Raw genomic sequence first — 16501 nt, 5'->3', positions numbered from 1 at the left:
ACAGCGATACTCGTCAGTCATCGCCAACACGATCGTCAGTGCGGTTCGGTGTGTCCGCGGCGCGGTGACCTTGGTACGTGGAACCGTCGCAATGCCAAAGATGCTGGTCACGCCGGCCGCAAGTAGACAAACCCCGGAGCACATTCTGGTTGAGCCAACCACTGTAGGAAGGAGATGGTGCGCGATGGAAAGCAACGCAGGTACACCTTCCAGGCCGGCCTGGATCCCTACGGACCTGTATCCGTTCGCAGATCATTTCGAAGAGATCGACGGTTCGCGGGTGCATTATCTGGACGAGGGCAGTGGTCCGCCGCTGATCCTGCTACACGGTAATCCGACGTGGTCGTTCCTCTACCGGGATGTGATCATCGGATTACGAGATCGGTTCCGCTGTATCGCCGTCGACTATCCTGGCTTCGGGCTCTCACAGGCGGCTCCCGGTTACGGATTCACACCGGCCGAGCATGCCCATGTGGTCGAGCAACTGATCGTCCGACTCGACCTGCGTGCTGCGACACTGCTGGTGCAGGATTGGGGTGGCCCGATCGGATTCGCCATCGCCACGCGGCACCCTGACCGATTTGCCGCGTTCGTAATCGGAAATACCTGGGCTTGGCCGAAATCTGATCCAGGCACCCAGGCATTTTCACGGTTCTTGGGCGGCCCGATCGGCGGCTGGCTGATCCTGCGTCGCAACTTCTTCGTCGAGCGGATCATCCCCGCGGGTGTCTGCCGCAAGAAGCTGTCCGAAGCAGTGATGGACGCCTACCGCGGTCCGTTTCCGACACCGGAATCGCGTCAGCCGGTACACATATTCCCTCGTGAAATCCTCGGCAGCAGAGCGTTTCTCGCTGAAGTCGAACGCGGACTGGCGGTATTGCGCGACCGCCCGGCGTTGCTGGTTTGGGGTACGAAGGACGTCGCATTCCGCACCCCGGAACGTCGCCGCTGGGAGCAACAGTTCGCAGACCATCGAACCGTTCTACTGATCGGCGCCGGCCACTACATCCAGGAAGACGCCGCCGACGAGATCGTCGCCGCGGTCATCGAATGGCACGAACGCTGAACCCGTTCGAATGTTCGATATATCGCCAGCTCTCGGATGTTCAGTCGGAGCCTTCCTTCGCTGCAGGCAGCGCCGGGCGTCGTTTCCGTTGAACGAAGAGGGCGAGGGTCGGTTTCGATGTCCAGTAGTGGCTCTACAAGCCGGACCATGTGGTCAGTCCGCAACCGGATGGGCGAGCCGACCGACCGCGTGCAGGTGGCGCAGTGCTTGGGCGTATGAGCCGAGAAGGCTTGTCTGGCAATAGGGAACACCGATTTCAGCGCAGAATTCGGCGACCAGCGGCTGGGCTCGGCGCAGATTGGGCCGGGGCATGGATGGGAACAAGTGGTGCTCGATCTGATAGTTCAGCCCGCCGAGTGCGGCATCGGTCAGCCAGCCGCCGTGGACATTTCGAGATGTGAGCACTTGACGGCGCAGGAAATCGGTCGAACCGGGGTTCGGCAGTACGGCCATGCCCTTGTGGTTGGGTGCGAAGGTGCAGCCCATATAGAACCCGAACAGACCCTGCTGCACCACGAGAAAGGCAATGGCTTTGACCGGGGACAGCACGAGGAACACCGCCGATAGATACAAGGCCGCGTGGACGCCGAGCAGCGCGGCCTCCCGGGCCCAGTACGGCGTCGCCCGCCGTGCCACGGCTCGAACACTGGCGGTGTGCAGGCTACCCGCTTCGAGGAACAGCATCGGGAAAAACAGCCATGCCTGGTAACGGAATATCACCCGCCGGAGGCCACGGCCGGCCCGCGCTCGCACACCGGAATGCGCCAGCACGCCCATGATGTCGGGGTCAGCGCCCTCGGTATTGGGGTTTGCGTGATGTCGATTGTGATTGCCGACCCACCAGCCGATGCTCACTCCGATACAAAGATTCCCGCAGATCATGCCGAACAGATGGTTGGCCTGTCGGGTGCGAAAGATCTGCTGATGCCCGGCGTCGTGGCCCAGGAAGGCGAACTGAGCGAACATCACGGCCAGTAAGACCGCGGTGCCCAACTGCCACCACGAGTCGCCGAGGAGAGCGAACGCCGTCCAGCCGGCGGCCAGCCCGGCCCCGGTGACCGCGATTCGCCAGCCGTAGAAGCGCAGCCGCCTGTTCAGCAGTCCCGCTTGTCGCACTCGGCGAGAAAGCCTGGCGTAATCGCTGCCCCGGTCCGCTACCTGGTTGGGCTCGACGAGCGGGTCGGTTTCGGTCAGTGTCACGCGTTGGTCCTATCGATACATCACTGGCTGATATCACTGGCTGCTGAGGATGTCCGCAAACCTAACGGCGTGAACCGAATAACAGCCCGACACTGTGCGAACGCTCGGCGTCGGTTACTTGCTATTGGGCCGTACTGGCGCGGACCTCCGGGAAGAGTCATACCAGCTGCCGGTAGGTGGTGCAGGTCGAACTCCGGATCGGATCACGCCTTTCGGGCGCATCAGGAGTTCAGCGGGGCAATCCTATCGCGCCCTACAGCGGCTGAACCGGCGACCGTCATGGTTCGGTCCCCCGATCGAAAAGCTTGCCCTAGCAGCATCCGCAGTCATGAAGGGAGGGGCGGTCGGCGGCGTGGGCGCTGAATTGGTTTGTGGCACAGCAGGTCTCGCCGCATCGAGCATTGATGCCCTCCTACACCGCTACTGCTGCGATGACGACGGCGGCGAGCGGGTCGGCCCGTGACCAGCTGAACAGGCTGTTGAGCAGCAATCCGGCGAGCTCGCGAACAAGTAGGTCACGCACAGCAGGGCGAATCGCTTGTCAGGCAGGTCGATTTGGGCTCGGACTTCACGGAATTGCGTCGCGCACGACGCACCGGAAGCCGAGATGGCAGGCAGCGGTGTCCTCGGTTTGACCTTGTCGGGCCGCGGGACGGTACCGAAGGCAGTAGCACGCCGCGCAGAGATACGAGCCACCCTTGATGACATGGCGTGGGAAGCGTTGCGGCGCTGTTGATTGGGGTGTGTCTACGTGCGGGTTGGTCGGGGTACAACAAGTCGGCGTCGGGTGCTGCGGGCGGAAGTGGTCGACGGTCCACTCCCACACGTTGCCGGTCATATCGTGCAGACCGTAACCGTTCGGTGAATAGGTGCCGACCGCTGTGGTGTCAGGTGTCCCGGTCTGCCCTCGACCGGGGTGGAATTGCCATGGAAACGCACCGACCCAGATGTTGGCCATGCGTCGGCCGGTCGGTTCGAACACATCGCCCCAGGCATAGGCGGCTCCATCCAATCCGCCGCGGGCGGCATACTCCCATTCGGCCTCCGTCGGCAGCTGTTTGCCGACCCAGGCCGCGTATGCCGCCGCGTCTTCGTAGGCGATCTGGGTGACCGGGTGGCGGTCGAGCCCGTCGAGTGTGCTGCCGGGCCCGCGCGGGTGGCGCCAGCACGCGCCGGGCACATACCGCCACCAGCGGCGCCAGTTGTCCAATGGCACCGGCCCCCTGGTGGGCCGGAATACCAGCGCACCCGGAATCAGGTCTTCCGGCTCCGCGTCCGGATAGTCCTCGGCCGCGGGCGTGCGTTCGGCGACCGTGACGTATCCGGTCTGCTTCGCGAAGCGTCGGAAGGCGGCATTGGTCACCGGGTGCGCGTCGATCCAGAACGAATCGACCCGCACTCGGTGCACCGGCCGCTCCTCGGGGAAGAAGTCCTCGGATCCCATCGCGAAGCTGCCGCCGGATATCCGGACCATGCCTCGCCGGATATCGTGACCGATCGCGGTAGCCACGGATCGCACCTCAATCCCGCGAAAAGGCCGCAGCCGCGGCCATTTCCAGATCCTGGTAGGGCTTGCCGCTCACATCCTCGATGACCTGGCGCACGGTTCCCCCGGTGAACGGGAACGGTGCGCGGTAGCGCGCGGAAACCGACTGACCGTTGTCCCGGCCGACCCGGATGCCCTCCCCTACGCCGGAGAATACGGTGGGCTGGGTCCGCATATCCTCGAATGAGCCGACCGGGTCCTCATCGATGTACAGGACGGCCTCGCCGGTGGGTGTGAAATTGTCGGGGCGGGTTCCACGACGTTCGTACCGGATCCCGAGGATGTGGTCGCCCAGCGGTATCGTGCGATCGGAGACGATGGTCTGCTCTTCCTCGCCGAGGAAGTTGTACGTGTAGTACAGGTGACCGTCCTTGACGTACAGGGTGTGTCCACCGAGCCGACCGCCGTGGGCGAACAACACACCCTCGGCATCGGCGCTGTCGATCGTCGTCTCCGCGAGCAGCGCGAACGACCGTCCCTGAATCTCCAGTGCCGCACCGGGGCCCACTTCCGCGATGCCCGGATAGTAGACAGCACTGTCGCGCTTCGCGCCGTACGTCGGGCGGTAGCGGGTCATGGCAGAGATGAAGTCGAGATCGTTGAGCGGCAAGCCGTTGTATTTCTCGGCTTCCGAGAACCACAGCGCCTTCAGCTCTTCCAGTTTCTCGGGGTGCACTTCGGCGAGGTCGTGCACCTGGCTGCGGTCCTGCTCGATATGGAACAGTTCCCAGCGGTCCTGGTCGAAATGTCCCCAACCGGACGGACATGCCGCGTGAATGGTGTCGGCGAACCACCCGCGATGCCAGATCCCGCGCGTGCCGAGCATCGAATAGAACTGCGTGTGCTTGCCGACCTCCGCATTCGCGTCATCGAACAGGGCCCGGAAATTAACCCCTTCCAAGGGGCGCTGCGCCACGTTCTTCACCGTCTCCGGGGGTGTGATGCCGAGCAGGTCGTAGACGGTCGGGGTGATATCGCAGACGTTGAGGTATTGGTGGCGCACCTCGCCGCGGGCCGCTATCCCGGCGGGCCACGACATCAGGCACGGGTCGGCGATGCCGCCTTCGTGCGAGGCATACCGCTTGTACAGCTTGTACGGGGTATTGAACGCCATCGCCCACCCAACGCTGTAGTGGTTGTAGGTGGTCGGTGAACCCAGCTCGTCGAGCTTGGCCATGCTGTCCTCGATCGTGTCGAGGTAGCCGTTGAAGAACTTCATCTCGTTGGGGGTACCGTTCGGACCGCCCTCGCCGCTGGCACCGTTGTCGGAGAAGGTGACGATGATGGTGTTGTCCAGTTGGCCGCTTTCTTCCAGGTAGTCCAGCAGTCGGCCGATCTGTGCGTCGGTGTAGGACAGGAAACCGGCGAACACCTCCGCCTGCCGTCGGAACAGCCGCTTTTCGTCCTCCGACAGCGAATCCCACGCTCGCACCGTGTCCAGCATCGGCCACGGCTTGCCGTCGGCACTGGTGACATTCACATACGGGTTCATGGGCGACAGCTCGGTGTTCTCCGGCATCAGACCCATGCGCTTCTGGTTCTCCAGCACGATCTCGCGATACTTCTCATAGCCCATGTCGAACCGGCCGCGGTACTTGTCGGTCCATTCCTGTGGCACATGGTGCGGCGCATGCCCGCATCCCGGGCACAAGTAGGTGAACCATGGCTTGTCGGGGGCGACCACTTTCGAGTCGCGGATGAACTCGATCGCCTTGTTGGCCAGATCCTTCGACAGGTGATATCCGTCTTCCGGTGCATACGGCTGCGAGATCGGGTGATTGTCATATACCAGATTCGGATACCACTGGTCCGTCTCGCCGCCCAGGAAACCGTAGAACCGCTCGAACCCGCGCCCCAGTGGCCAATGCCGCTTGGACGCCGCCAGATTTTCCTCTTCCAGTGGTGTCATATGCCATTTGCCGACCGCGTACGTATTCCACCCGCGTTCGGCGAGCACCTCCGAGCACAGGGCGGTTTCGGCCGGTATGCGACCACACATACTCGGGAATCCGTCGGTGAACTCCTCGATGGTCGCCATACCGACCGAGGTCGCATTCCGGCCGGTCATCAGGGCGGCACGAGTGGGTGAACACAGGGCGGTCGTGTGGAACTGCGTGAACTGCACACCACTATCGGCGATGCGCTTCATATTCGGCATCTCGACCAGACCGCCGTAACAATCCCAGGTTCCGATCCCGATATCGTCCCACACCAGATACAGCACATTCGGCGCGCCGCGCGGCGCTGTCGGTTCCACATAAGGCCCCCAGTCGGGCACCGAATCACGGATATCGAGCGCGACCTCCCCCTCGAACTTCCTGGCCATCATCCACCTCCGGTAACGAAAGCGTTCGTTTGCCATTCATCCTGTTGTCCGGACTCCGGATCTCATGCCTGGTACACGTGCCAACGTCGATCGGTGCGGCTGTCGTGGGGATAAGCATGCCCAGCTCCGGCGAAACCGCGGAGATGGGCTCGAATATGCGATTCGACGTGTGGCGGTCATGCTCCTCTCGGACGCGATGTCCGGATATTCGCTGATCTACACCTTCCGTAATCAGACAGTACGACGACAGACGATGGTGTGCTCGCCGAATCGATCGTTACGGTATTCGCTGGGGCGGCGTTCGCGCGGTGTCTCGGCATGATCGCTGACCGATAGCTCGGACGGCGCGAAAGGGTGATCTCGATCGTATTGGAATCGAACGGACGATCCGCGCTGTTGATGCTCGGCACAGCTTCACGTCCGCGTCACCGAATCCGATCGCAGTCGACGAATTGCCGCAGACGCGCCGATTTGTGACGGGCATGGCCGAGATCGCGTGGCCGAAGGTCCCTCGGCAAGCGTCGGTTCGGCACTGTGCGAGGGCACTGTCCGGTCGTAGCGTCGAGGTCGAGAACGTTCCCAGCGGAGGAGACCACCATGCGGGTCCGGATCGTCTACGAGTCCATGTTCGGCAACACCGCCGCGATCGCCAAGGCCGTCGCGGCCGAACTGAGTGCATACGGCGAGGTCGAGGTGTTGGATGTGGCGGCAGCCGCCCAGCGTCCCGAGCCGGCCGTGGATCTGCTCGTGGTCGGCGCTCCGACCCACGCCCTCGGCATGAGCCGGGCACGCACGCGCCGCGACGCGGCGGCCCGGACGGAGGCGCCGGTCTCGGTCGATATCGGCATGCGGGAATGGCTGGATGCGGCGCTACCGGTGCCGCCGGGCTCCCGGGCCGCGGCCTTCGCGACCAAGGCCGCGAAACCGTCCTGGCTTCCCGGATCGGCCGCCCGCGGTGCCGGAAAACGGTTGCGGCGCTTGGGCTATGAGCTGATCGACGCACCGACCGACTTCCTCGTCGACGGTATTCTCGGTCCGCTCACCGCGGGCGAACTGGAGCGTGCGCGGGCCTGGGCGGATCGCCTCGCTCAAACCGAACGCGACTACCTCGCGCACCGGTCCTGAGCTCCTGCTCGGCTCGGTCAGCCAGACCGTCCTCCACGCCACCGACTGCCGACTCATCATCGCCCGCCCACAAAACTGACGGGCTAGTCGACGCCGAGGGCGACTTCGGTTGATTTGATGAGGACCGTGACCCGGGAACCGTCGCTGAGTTGCAGGTCATCGGCCGCGGCGCGGGTAATGGAGGAGGTGATTTCGTCGCCGCCGGTCAGCCGGACGCGCACGACGGCCATCGCTTCGCCGCGGGTGACCGAGACGACTGTTCCATCGAGTTGGTTACGTGTGGATAGTCGCATGCCCGTGATCCTACGCAGTCCAGGTGGCAGTTCATCGGATGTTCGTACGCGCCGCATGGCCCGCCCACGCATAGGCCATCGTTTGTGCCGCGACCTGACGCCACCCCCTTGGCCCCATCCTGCGCCGAGGGGTGCTCATCCCTTTACCGGTGGCGGGAGCCGGATGAGTACTTCGGCGGAGTCGGGGGCGGCGGTGCGGAAATAGCGTGGGTGGCATCGGTGGCGGATGCGCATCGGCTATCGCGCCGCTACTGCGCCTCGAACGGTTGGCGTATAGCGAATGTTATTGCGGCCCTGCTGGTTATCGGGGTGCTCGTCGTCGCCGCACCGTTTGTACGGGCGGTCCTCAGGGCGGGTTCGAGCCTCAGGTGGTGCCCGCGCTCATACCGCCGGAGATGGTGATGGTCTCGCCGTTGAAGTGTCGCCCGGATTCGCCGACGAGAAGCAGGATGGCTTGGGAAACCTCTTGTGGTGCAATGAGATCGCCATTCGGCGGACCCGCGGCGAACATCGCCTCCACATCCTCGAGGGTGGGATTTTCGATATCGGGCACCATGGCCGAATACATTGCCGGATTCATGATCATATCGGTGCGCACACCGGCCGGTAGCACCGCATTGACAGTGATGCCGTGCGGAATTACTTCGTGCGCAAGCGATTTGACCAAACCGATGACGCCCCATTTCGCCGCCGCGTAGTGACCGGAGTTCGCCGCCCCCAAGCGTCCGACAATGGACGAGGTGGCAACGATTCTGCCCCACCGGCGTTCGATCATATGCGGCAGCACGGCGCGGAAGCTGTGGAAGACACCAGTGAGGTTGACATCGATCATGTCCTGCCACACCTGCTCGTCCATCTCGGCGATAGCCGCGCCGGAGGCGATTCCCGCGTTGGCGAGCAGGATGTCGATCCGGCCGAACTCGGCGATGGCCCGCTCGGCGAGCCCGTCCATCGCTGCGCGGCTGCGCACATCGGCCTGCACCGCGACGCAACGCCGCCCAGTCTCCTCGACAAGCTTGACGGTCTCGGCGAGATCGTCTTCGGAACTCAGCGGATACGGCACGCTGCCGATCGACTCGGCGATATCGCACAGCACGATATCGGCACCTTCGGCGGCCAAAGTCAGCGCATGCGAACGCCCTTGACCGCGAGCGCCACCGGTGATCACTGCCACCCTGCCCGCCAGCTGCCCCATCTGTGTCCCCTTTCGACTGGTGATCCCATGATTTCACGACCCGCACCATCGGTGCAGCCGATATACGGCGAGATCCACACCGCGCGTTCGGTAATCGTGGGTCAGCTCGCGGACCATCCTGACCAGCGGGTGACGTCGATAGCGAGCACGGGCCCCGGCGGCGGCTGGCTGCGGTATTTCGGATAGCGCGCGGTCAGCAGGTCCAGGGCCTGCTGAGCTTCGACGTCATCGGCGATTCGCGCGCTGCCGTCGGCCCTGGCCCACCACAGGTGCGTCCAGTCGTCGCTGTAGCGATCGGCGAGCACGGCCACAGCGGGGTTCGCGGCGATATTCGCCAAGCGGCGCAAGGCGGTTGTCGTCTTCGGCTTGGCATCGACGGCGGTGTAGATGGTGTCATCGGCGACCGCGAAAACGATCGGCACAATATGCGGACGCAGGTCGGTCGATGTGCTGGCCAGTCGGGCTACCGGTTCTGCCAGGAACCGTTCTCGCGCTACCTTCGCATTCAGTCGCACCGAACCTCCGCATTACCATCGGAACCAATTCTCGGACCGGGACCCATTCTCGTCCCAGCGACTAGCGTGCCGTGTCGTCGTCGGCCTCCGCTAGATATCGGTTGTCTTCAACCACCAGTTCTCGTCGTCGACGGAGTTCGGGATCGGTTTGCCCGCGCCACGGAGATTCTCCGAATTCGCCGCGTTCGGTGGCTTCGCGGACCTGTTTGTCGATCCACGATTCGAAGGTGACACCGAGAGGTTTACGCTCGGTCATGCCAATAGCTTTGACGGAACGTCCATAACTCCAGTCTACCGACGGTAAAGATGTTCCCATGACCAACCATATCCTCGCGATCGATCTCGGCAAGACCGGCTGTCGCGGTTCGCTGCGCATGGATGGAAACCAGGTGGGCTATGCGGAAGCACCGGGTGCACCGGGGCTCGCGCACGCCACGGGTGTCACTGCGGCGGAGCGTGCGATCCGCGTCGTGACCGATCAGATCGCCGCGCTACCAACAACGTTCACGCTCTCGGTGGGCGCGGCGGGCGCCGCATCGGCACCGGACGCGGCCGCTGCACTCGCCCGCCGGCTGGCCGAGGTCCCCGGCGCAACCGCGGTCGCCGTGACGTCCGATGCTGTCACCGCACATGCCGGGGCACTGGGTGGCTCGCCCGGAGTCGTGCTGGCGATCGGAACCGGGGCTGTCGCGACCGCGGTCGACGACGCCGGCCGGTTCACCCGAGTCGACGGTTGGGGACCGCAACTCGGCGATGAGGGCAGCGGCGGCTGGATCGGCCTAGAAGGTCTGCGCGCCGCACTCCGCGCCCATGACGGCCGGGGTCCACGCACCATCCTGGTCGACAAGGTCCGCGAACACTACGGCGTCGACCTGGACGCGCTGCCGAAATACCTTGGCGAGCAGGATAACCCGGCCCTGGTCGCCGCCGACTTCGCGCCCGTCGTTGCCGCAGCCGTCGACGATACCGCGGCCGCGATCATGACAGCCGCCGCACGCGCACTGGCCCGCACTGTCCTCGCCGCGATCGAACGATCCGGTATCCGCCCACCGGTCCCCTACGCGATCACCGGCGGCCTCGCCAAGCTCGGTGCACCTCTGCTGGACCCGCTCGACCATCAGATCGGGCACGCGATCGACCGCCGCGACCCGCTCGGCGATCCGATCGACGGTGCGGCGCTGCTTGCCCTCGACCCGGCCACCGCACTCGAAGCACTGGTCACCCGAATCTCTGACACTTATTGACAGACTCTTAATGGCCCATGACACTTAGTTGCACTCTCAGTCCGCCGCGTCACCCGGGGAGCTGCGTTGAACGCACTCAATCTCGCCGTCATCGTCATCTATCTCGTCACCGTCGCGTGGATCGGCCTGCGGCTGTCCGGAAAACAGAAGTCCAGCAGCGACTATTTCGTTGGTGAGGGCCGAATGCCCTGGTGGACGGTGTGTTTCTCGGTGGTGGCCACCGAAACCAGTGTGCTCACCGTGATCTCGATTCCGGGCGGAGCGTACACCGATCAGGCCTTCGGAAATGTCGAGCTGGCCATCGGCTACATCATCGGGCGCACGGTCGTCGCGATCGTGCTGATACCGCTCTACAAGCGCGGCGGGTTCGTCAGCGCATATCAGTACCTCGAGTTGCGCTTCGGTCGCTATCTGCAGGGCGTGGCCGCGGTGACCTTCGTATTCACCCGACTGCTCGCCGAGGGCGTGCGACTATTCGCCTCCGCCATTCCGATCAAGTTGCTGCTCAGCGAATTCGGGCTCGACTTCGGCTACGACGCGATCATCGTGGTACTGACGCTGGTCACCGTCGTGTACACGTACCTGGGCGGCATCAAGGCGGTGATCTGGACCGATGCGCTGCAGATGGGCCTCTACCTCACCGGTGCGCTTGTCGCGATCTGCGTGCTCACCGGCCACGTCGGCGCTGCCGGCTGGTCGGATGCGTTGCATGCGGGCAAGTTCCGCGTCTTCGATACCGATTTCGGTCTCGCGCACATTCTCACCAGTACCTTTGCCCTCCCGACCGCGATCATCGGTGGCGCGATCTTCGCGATGGCCTCGCACGGCTCGGATCAGCTGATCGTGCAGCGCATTCTGGCGACGCGGTCGCTACGCGACAGTCAGAAGGCGATAATCGGTTCGGGTATCTTCGTGGCCATCCAATTCGCTGCGTTCTCCCTGGTCGGTGTGCTGTTGTGGTCCTACAACGGCGGCAAGTCGGCCAAGGAACTCGGATTGGCCAGCGCGGACAGCCTGTACCCCAACTTCATTCTGCATGGACTGCCAGTAGTGGTCTCCGGGTTGCTGGTCGCCGGAATCCTCGGCGCAGCAATGGGTTCACTGTCCTCGGCGCTGAATTCCATGGCCAATTCGACGGTCGCCGACATCATCCGCAGCTTCTCCCGACGCACGCTGGCCGATCACACGCTGCTGCGGCTGGCGCGGGTGATGACACTGGTGTGGGCGGCGCTGATGGCGCTGTTCGCCATGGGGTTCAGTGCGACGACGGGCAATGTGTACCTGACGGCGCTCACCATCGCGGGGTACACCTATGGTGCACTGCTCGGTGCGTTCCTGCTCGGGCGACTGGTCGCGCGCGCCAACCAGTTCGACGCGATCGTTGCCTTCATTGCCACGGTGATCGTGATGACATTCGTGGTGCGGGTGATCAAGATCGATGTGACCGTTGCGGGGAAGGTCGTCGAAAAGGGTATAGCGGCACAGTGGTTGGTGCCGATCGGCGTGCTTGTCACGCTGATCGTCGGTGGCATCGCCAGCCTGTTCCATCCGGCGCCGGCGCCGGATGAGCCGGAACATATTGCGGCGGTGGCGTAGTGCGCGTCATCGGGTTGATGTCGGGGACCTCGCACGATGCGATCGATGCTGTCGGCGCGGATATTGTATTGCGGGACAACACGATTCAGGTGCGACTCGTCGGACAGCTCAGTCGGGTCTATCCCGATGAACTACGGTCCGAACTCATCGCTGCCTTGCCACCTGGTGCCATCGATATGGCGACCGTGTGCCGTCTGGATACCGCAATCGGCCAAGCCTTTGCCGATGCCGCAGCTGCGGCACAGCGTGAGTTCTTCAGTGGCGCAGCCGATCTCGTGGCCTCACACGGACAGACCGTCTACCACTGGGTGCGGGAGGGAGCGGTGAAAGGCACGCTGCAGTTGGGACAGCCCGCATGGATCGCCGAACGCACCGGATTGCCCGTCGTCAGCGATTTTCGTTCGCGCGATATCGCCGCAGGTGGGCAGGGTGCACCGCTCGTGGGACTGTTCGACTTGTTGTGGCTGGCAGGACATCGCGAACGCGCGGCGACGCTGAATATCGGTGGGATCGCGAATGTCACGGTCACCGGCGACAGACCGGTCGCCTTCGATACCGGCCCCGGCAACGCCCTCATCGATGCGGCTGTCGAATTGTGCACCGGCGGCACCGAGCGTTTCGACCGCTCCGGAGCACGGGCCGCCCGCGGGAAGATCGACGCCGATATGCTGGAAACCCTTCTCGCGGAGGACTATTACCGCGCACCGGCACCCAAGACGACTGGGAAGGAGCTGTTCAACCGCAGCTACCTGGAGCGTGTGTTGGACGGCCGGACACCCGCCGCCGACGATATTCTCGCCACCGTGACCGCGCTGACCGCCCGTACCATCGCCGACGCCCTCGCGCCGATGCGCCCGACCGAGGTCATCGCGTCGGGCGGCGGAACACGCAATCCCACCCTGATGGCAATGCTCGGCGCATATCTGGGCCCCACGAGATTGCGCACATCCGACGAACTCGGCCTACCGTCGGCAGCGAAAGAGGCGACCGCTTTCGCCGTGCTCGGCTTCCTGACCGCACACGGCCTCGCGGGCAGCCATCCCGCCTGCACCGGAGCGAGTCGCGCGGCGATACTCGGTTCCATCACCCCGGGTGCAGCCGGTTTCGCGCTGCCCGATGCGCCGACCACGATGCCCCGACGACTCACGTTGGCGGGCTGAACCATGCCCGAGTCCGAAGACGTACGCACTCGCCTGCTGGCCGCGCTGCCACGACTCACCCCGACCGCACTGCGCGTCGCACATGTGATATGGGACGATCCGGCCGCCGCCGCACAGCTCACGGTGAGCCAGCTCGCCGAGCGGTCGGCGACCAGCACCTCCGCGGTGGTGCGGCTAGCGAAAACCCTCGGCTACGAAGGTTATCCGCAGCTGCGACTCGCCATGGCCGCGGTCGGCGGCGAGGAGGGCGCGCCGGTATTCGCCACCGATATCGATGCCGACGATGCGCTCTCGAAGGTGCTGCACAAACTCACCGCCTTCGAAACCGAGGGCATGATGGCGACCTCCGAACTCGCCGATCCGGCGACCATGGAGGCGGTCGTGGACGCACTGGTTGGCGCGCGGCGAGTGCACTTGGTCGGCATCGGCGCCTCCGGACTCGTCGCGATGGATATGGCGCAGAAGTTCACCCGCATCGGAATGTGGTGCGGCGCATGCATATCCGAGGATGACGCGGTGGTCCAGGCCAGCCTGCTCCAGGCCGGTGATGTTACCGTCGCGTTCTCGCATTCGGGTGAAACCGTGGCGGTCGTCGAAGCCGTGCTCCGGGCCGCCGAAGCGGGCGTGACCACCGTCGCCGTGACGGCCGGGGCACGATCCGGACTCGCGAATGCCGCCGCGCATACGGTGCTCGTGGCGGGACGCGAGGACGGATTCCGCTCCGCAGCAATGGCGAGTCGCATGAGTCAGCTCCTCATCGTCGATGCACTATATGTCGGCGTCCTGCAACGCACGCCGTCGGCGGCCAGGGCCCTGCGGCGCACCTATGAGGTGGTAGCCGATCGTCGAACCAAGGAGGCCGAATGAAGTACCCGGTGTCGCGGTGACCGAAATCGGTTCGCTGACCACCGAAGCGTCGAATCCACGCACCACCGCGCTGGATTCGATGCCGATCGATGAGCTGTTGCGCACCATGAACGCGGAAGACAGCCGCGTGGCTTCCGCTGTGGCGCAGGCGATTCCGGAGATATCGCAAGCCGTCGAGCTGATCGTCGCGGCACGGCGGCGTGGCGGTCGACTGATCTACGTCGGAGCCGGCACCAGCGGCCGACTCGGTGTGCTCGACGCGGTCGAATGCCCGCCGACCTTCGGCACCGACCCCGGCGAAGTCCTCGGCATAATCGCGGGCGGACCCAATGCCTTCCTGCGGGCCGTCGAAGGTGCCGAGGACGACCCAGCGCTGGCCGCCGCTGATCTGTCCGCCATCGCGCTCACCAGCGACGATGTGATCGTCGCCCTGGCCGCCAGTGGCCGAACCCCCTATGCCATCGGTGCGCTGCGACATGGCCGCTCGATCGGTGCCGCGACGGTCGCCATTTCCTGCAACCGCAATGCGGAAGCCAGCACATTCGCCGATGTCGGCATCGAAATCGACACGGGCCCTGAGGTTTTGACCGGCTCCACCCGGTTGAAAGCGGGCACCGCACAGAAGATGGTGTGCAATATGCTCTCCACCGCCGCCATGGTGCGGGCGGGCAAGGTCTACGGGAACCTGATGGTGGATGTACGGCCCACCAATGCCAAACTCGTCGACCGCGCACGCCGCATCATCGCTGAGGCGACCGGAGCCGATCCGGCCACCGCCGCGGCATTACTGGACGCGGCGGACGGCCACGTGAAAACCGCCATCGTCATGCGCCTGGCCGGAGTCGACGCATCGAAGGCCCACGCGCTGCTGCAGGACGCGGACGGATGGGTGCGTGATGCCGTGCATCACTGATATTCCGTTTGCCGCATCCGTGCGCGGCCAACCGCTACCCTGACCACAGTTCCGCGCACCGCCGGAACGATGTGTCAGCAATTCGGAGGCACCATGCTGTCCCTGCAGGAGATTTCCGACCGCCTGGAGATCGAGGACCTCATGGTCCGGTACTCCCATGCGGTCGACACCCATCAGTGGGATCTGCTCGACGAGATCTTCACCGCGGATGCATATATCGACTATTCGGCCATGGGTGGCGCGGCCGGTGATCTCGAATCCACCAAGAAGTTCCTTGCCACCGTGATGCCGAACTTCCCTGCGTTCCAACATCTGATCAGCAATTCGTCGATCAAGGTCGACGGGGACAGCGCCACCGGGCGCACCATGTGCCACAACCCGATGCTGGTCTCGACCGGCGAAGGTCAGCAGAGTCTGATGCTGTGCGGGCTCTGGTATCACGACATCTTCGCCCGCGTCGATGGCCGCTGGCGGATCAAGCAGCGCGTCGAGGAGAAGAGCTTCATGTTCGTCGTGCCGGGCACTGCCTGAATAGGTTCAGCCGGTTCTTGTGTGCCACGGCGAAAACCCTTCGGAACGGCAGCCAGGTGGTGCCGTCCAGCTGGCGTGGGTAGGCCGCGCGCAAGAGCGGCGCCAGCTGTGCGGTGAGCTCCTGCCAGCCGGTGTCGTCGAGTGCGTCACGCACGGACGCAGTGCGGTTCCGGTGACCTGGTCGCGATGGTGTACCGGTGATTGCTGATCCTCAGTCGAATCCCGCTGCGGCCGAGCTCGGTAGCTTATTCCCGCAACCATCGGACACAGTGTGGCGCGCGTTGACGGAGCCGGATCTCTTGGAGCGGTGGCTGCTTCGACCTATCACCAACACCGATCCGACAACACCCCTGATGGCATTCGCCGCGGGTGAGCGCGACATCCTGGGGTTGTGGACAGTCGACGGCGGCGAAGGGACCAAGTATTGGCCGCAAGTGCTGACCAGGATCAAGAAACCGCGGTGTGGCCGGCGTGTGCATCGCGGTCTGCGACGGTCTCGAGGGCCTGCCCGAGGCGATCAACACCGTGTGGGCGCAGACTGTGGTGCAAATCTGCGTGATCCATCTGCTGCGCAACATCTTCCCGCCTCACGGTGGGCCATCCTGGGCGGAGTCGGGCGTGCATGAAGTCCAGATCCGTCGTGGGCGACACTGGGCGTCGCGCCGAAATGGAGAGATTTCCAGGAAGCTGCTGCCTCCCTCTACCGCCAACTCGGGCTGGCTGCCGCGACCGATGTGACCATCGAGGACAGGGCTGTCCGCGGGCAACTGACCGAGCTGGCGTCGCGAGTGAACGCGGCGCTGCCGTCTGGTCGGTGCCGCCCGTGGCGGCTAGCACGACAGTTGTATTTCGTTGTTTCATAATCGCTTTGGTCGATAGCGGAGTTGTCGGGCGTGGTGTTGGTGGTGGCGGCGCCAGTGGCAG

The 16501-nt window shown here is 64.4% G+C and carries 14 protein-coding genes and 4 pseudogenes; 9 read left to right on the top strand and 9 right to left on the bottom strand.

Going from position 1 to position 16501, the window contains the following annotated elements; translation table 11 throughout:
- Positions 1 to 280: 280 nt before the first annotated feature.
- Positions 281 to 1066, top strand: coding sequence for an alpha/beta fold hydrolase (locus AB0L63_RS31690; protein ID WP_364508498.1), 786 nt, complete (start codon positions 281 to 283; stop codon positions 1064 to 1066).
- Between the two features lie 153 nt (positions 1067 to 1219).
- On the opposite strand, the gene AB0L63_RS31685 is transcribed toward AB0L63_RS31690, so the two are convergent.
- The 4 genes and pseudogenes from AB0L63_RS31685 to AB0L63_RS31670 all read right to left on the bottom strand — a co-directional run bounded on the left by AB0L63_RS31685 (position 1220) and on the right by AB0L63_RS31670 (position 6138).
- Positions 1220 to 2266, bottom strand: coding sequence for an acyl-CoA desaturase (locus AB0L63_RS31685; protein WP_364508495.1), 1047 nt, complete (start codon positions 2264 to 2266; stop codon positions 1220 to 1222).
- Positions 2267 to 2576: 310 nt separating this feature from the next.
- A pseudogene (locus AB0L63_RS31680) lies at positions 2577 to 2794 on the bottom strand (hypothetical protein); the annotation flags it as partial.
- Between the two features lie 40 nt (positions 2795 to 2834).
- Complete coding sequence (locus tag AB0L63_RS31675) at positions 2835 to 3740, bottom strand: formylglycine-generating enzyme family protein (protein WP_364508593.1); 906 nt, start codon at positions 3738 to 3740, stop codon at positions 2835 to 2837.
- Between the two features lie 46 nt (positions 3741 to 3786).
- A complete protein-coding gene (locus tag AB0L63_RS31670; protein ID WP_364508493.1) occupies positions 3787 to 6138 on the bottom strand; it encodes an arylsulfatase in 2352 nt (783 codons plus the stop codon).
- A 597-nt stretch (positions 6139 to 6735) separates the two neighbouring features.
- On the opposite strand from AB0L63_RS31670, the gene AB0L63_RS31665 reads away from it, so the two are divergent.
- Positions 6736 to 7263, top strand: coding sequence for a flavodoxin domain-containing protein (locus AB0L63_RS31665; protein ID WP_364508490.1), 528 nt, complete (start codon positions 6736 to 6738; stop codon positions 7261 to 7263).
- A gap of 83 nt (positions 7264 to 7346) precedes the next feature.
- Here the strand turns inward: AB0L63_RS31665 and AB0L63_RS31660 are convergent, their stop codons facing one another.
- The 4 genes and pseudogenes from AB0L63_RS31660 to AB0L63_RS31645 all read right to left on the bottom strand — a co-directional run.
- Complete coding sequence (locus AB0L63_RS31660) at positions 7347 to 7556, bottom strand: TOBE domain-containing protein (protein ID WP_364508487.1); 210 nt, start codon at positions 7554 to 7556, stop codon at positions 7347 to 7349.
- Positions 7557 to 7920: 364 nt separating this feature from the next.
- Positions 7921 to 8751 (bottom strand): mycofactocin-coupled SDR family oxidoreductase, encoded by an 831-nt coding sequence (locus AB0L63_RS31655; RefSeq protein ID WP_364508485.1) that lies wholly within the window; start codon positions 8749 to 8751, stop codon positions 7921 to 7923.
- A gap of 101 nt (positions 8752 to 8852) precedes the next feature.
- A complete protein-coding gene (locus AB0L63_RS31650; protein ID WP_364508591.1) occupies positions 8853 to 9260 on the bottom strand; it encodes a TIGR03668 family PPOX class F420-dependent oxidoreductase in 408 nt (135 codons plus the stop codon).
- A 111-nt stretch (positions 9261 to 9371) separates the two neighbouring features.
- A pseudogene (locus tag AB0L63_RS31645) lies at positions 9372 to 9522 on the bottom strand (DnaJ family domain-containing protein); the annotation flags it as partial.
- A 58-nt stretch (positions 9523 to 9580) separates the two neighbouring features.
- Here AB0L63_RS31645 and AB0L63_RS31640 point away from each other — a divergent pair.
- The 6 genes from AB0L63_RS31640 to AB0L63_RS31615 all read left to right on the top strand — a co-directional run bounded on the left by AB0L63_RS31640 (position 9581) and on the right by AB0L63_RS31615 (position 15577).
- Positions 9581 to 10510, top strand: a complete 930-nt coding sequence (locus AB0L63_RS31640; RefSeq protein WP_364508482.1) for a BadF/BadG/BcrA/BcrD ATPase family protein — start codon at positions 9581 to 9583, stop codon at positions 10508 to 10510.
- A 66-nt stretch (positions 10511 to 10576) separates the two neighbouring features.
- A complete protein-coding gene (locus AB0L63_RS31635) occupies positions 10577 to 12106 on the top strand; it encodes a sodium:solute symporter (RefSeq protein ID WP_364508480.1) in 1530 nt (509 codons plus the stop codon).
- On the top strand, positions 12106 to 13266 hold the full coding sequence (locus tag AB0L63_RS31630; protein ID WP_364508477.1) for an anhydro-N-acetylmuramic acid kinase: 1161 nt from the start codon (positions 12106 to 12108) through the stop codon (positions 13264 to 13266). Before AB0L63_RS31635 ends, AB0L63_RS31630 begins: the two co-directional genes overlap by 1 nt.
- 3 nt (positions 13267 to 13269) lie before the next feature.
- Entirely contained in the window at positions 13270 to 14133 is an 864-nt protein-coding gene (locus tag AB0L63_RS31625) for a MurR/RpiR family transcriptional regulator (protein ID WP_364508475.1), read from the top strand.
- A 16-nt stretch (positions 14134 to 14149) separates the two neighbouring features.
- Complete coding sequence (gene murQ, locus AB0L63_RS31620) at positions 14150 to 15046, top strand: N-acetylmuramic acid 6-phosphate etherase (protein ID WP_364508473.1); 897 nt, start codon at positions 14150 to 14152, stop codon at positions 15044 to 15046.
- Positions 15047 to 15139: 93 nt separating this feature from the next.
- Positions 15140 to 15577 (top strand): nuclear transport factor 2 family protein, encoded by a 438-nt coding sequence (locus tag AB0L63_RS31615; protein WP_364508470.1) that lies wholly within the window; start codon positions 15140 to 15142, stop codon positions 15575 to 15577.
- Here AB0L63_RS31615 and AB0L63_RS31610 read toward each other — a convergent pair.
- A pseudogene (locus tag AB0L63_RS31610) lies at positions 15549 to 15731 on the bottom strand (hypothetical protein); the annotation flags it as partial. The gene AB0L63_RS31615 and the pseudogene AB0L63_RS31610 overlap by 29 nt on opposite strands.
- Before the next feature lie 214 nt (positions 15732 to 15945).
- Here AB0L63_RS31610 and AB0L63_RS31605 point away from each other — a divergent pair.
- Positions 15946 to 16159 (top strand): annotated as a pseudogene (locus AB0L63_RS31605) (transposase); the annotation flags it as partial.
- Positions 16160 to 16501 lie beyond the last annotated feature (342 nt).

Origin of the sequence: Nocardia sp. NPDC051990, assembly GCF_040680755.1 — a bacterium.
In the GTDB taxonomy this organism is placed as follows: Bacteria; Actinomycetota; Actinomycetes; order Mycobacteriales; family Mycobacteriaceae; genus Nocardia.
Note: the sequence above shows the minus strand (reverse complement) of the source record. Positions and strands in the feature narration are given on the sequence as shown.

Bases quoted from the DNA above. Each gene is read 5' to 3' on its own strand.
- AB0L63_RS31675 (WP_364508593.1), bottom strand. From the start codon at position 3,740: ATGGTCCGGATATCCGGCGGCAGCTTCGCGATGGGATCCGAGGACTTC.
- AB0L63_RS31670 (WP_364508493.1), bottom strand. From the start codon at position 6,138: ATGGCCAGGAAGTTCGAGGGGGAGGTCGCGCTCGATATCCGTGATTCG.
- AB0L63_RS31615 (WP_364508470.1), top strand. From the start codon at position 15,140: ATGCTGTCCCTGCAGGAGATTTCCGACCGCCTGGAGATCGAGGACCTC.
- AB0L63_RS31640 (WP_364508482.1), top strand. From the start codon at position 9,581: ATGACCAACCATATCCTCGCGATCGATCTCGGCAAGACCGGCTGTCGC.
- AB0L63_RS31665 (WP_364508490.1), top strand. From the start codon at position 6,736: ATGCGGGTCCGGATCGTCTACGAGTCCATGTTCGGCAACACCGCCGCG.
- AB0L63_RS31625 (WP_364508475.1), top strand. From the start codon at position 13,270: ATGCCCGAGTCCGAAGACGTACGCACTCGCCTGCTGGCCGCGCTGCCA.
- AB0L63_RS31655 (WP_364508485.1), bottom strand. From the start codon at position 8,751: ATGGGGCAGCTGGCGGGCAGGGTGGCAGTGATCACCGGTGGCGCTCGC.
- AB0L63_RS31660 (WP_364508487.1), bottom strand. From the start codon at position 7,556: ATGCGACTATCCACACGTAACCAACTCGATGGAACAGTCGTCTCGGTC.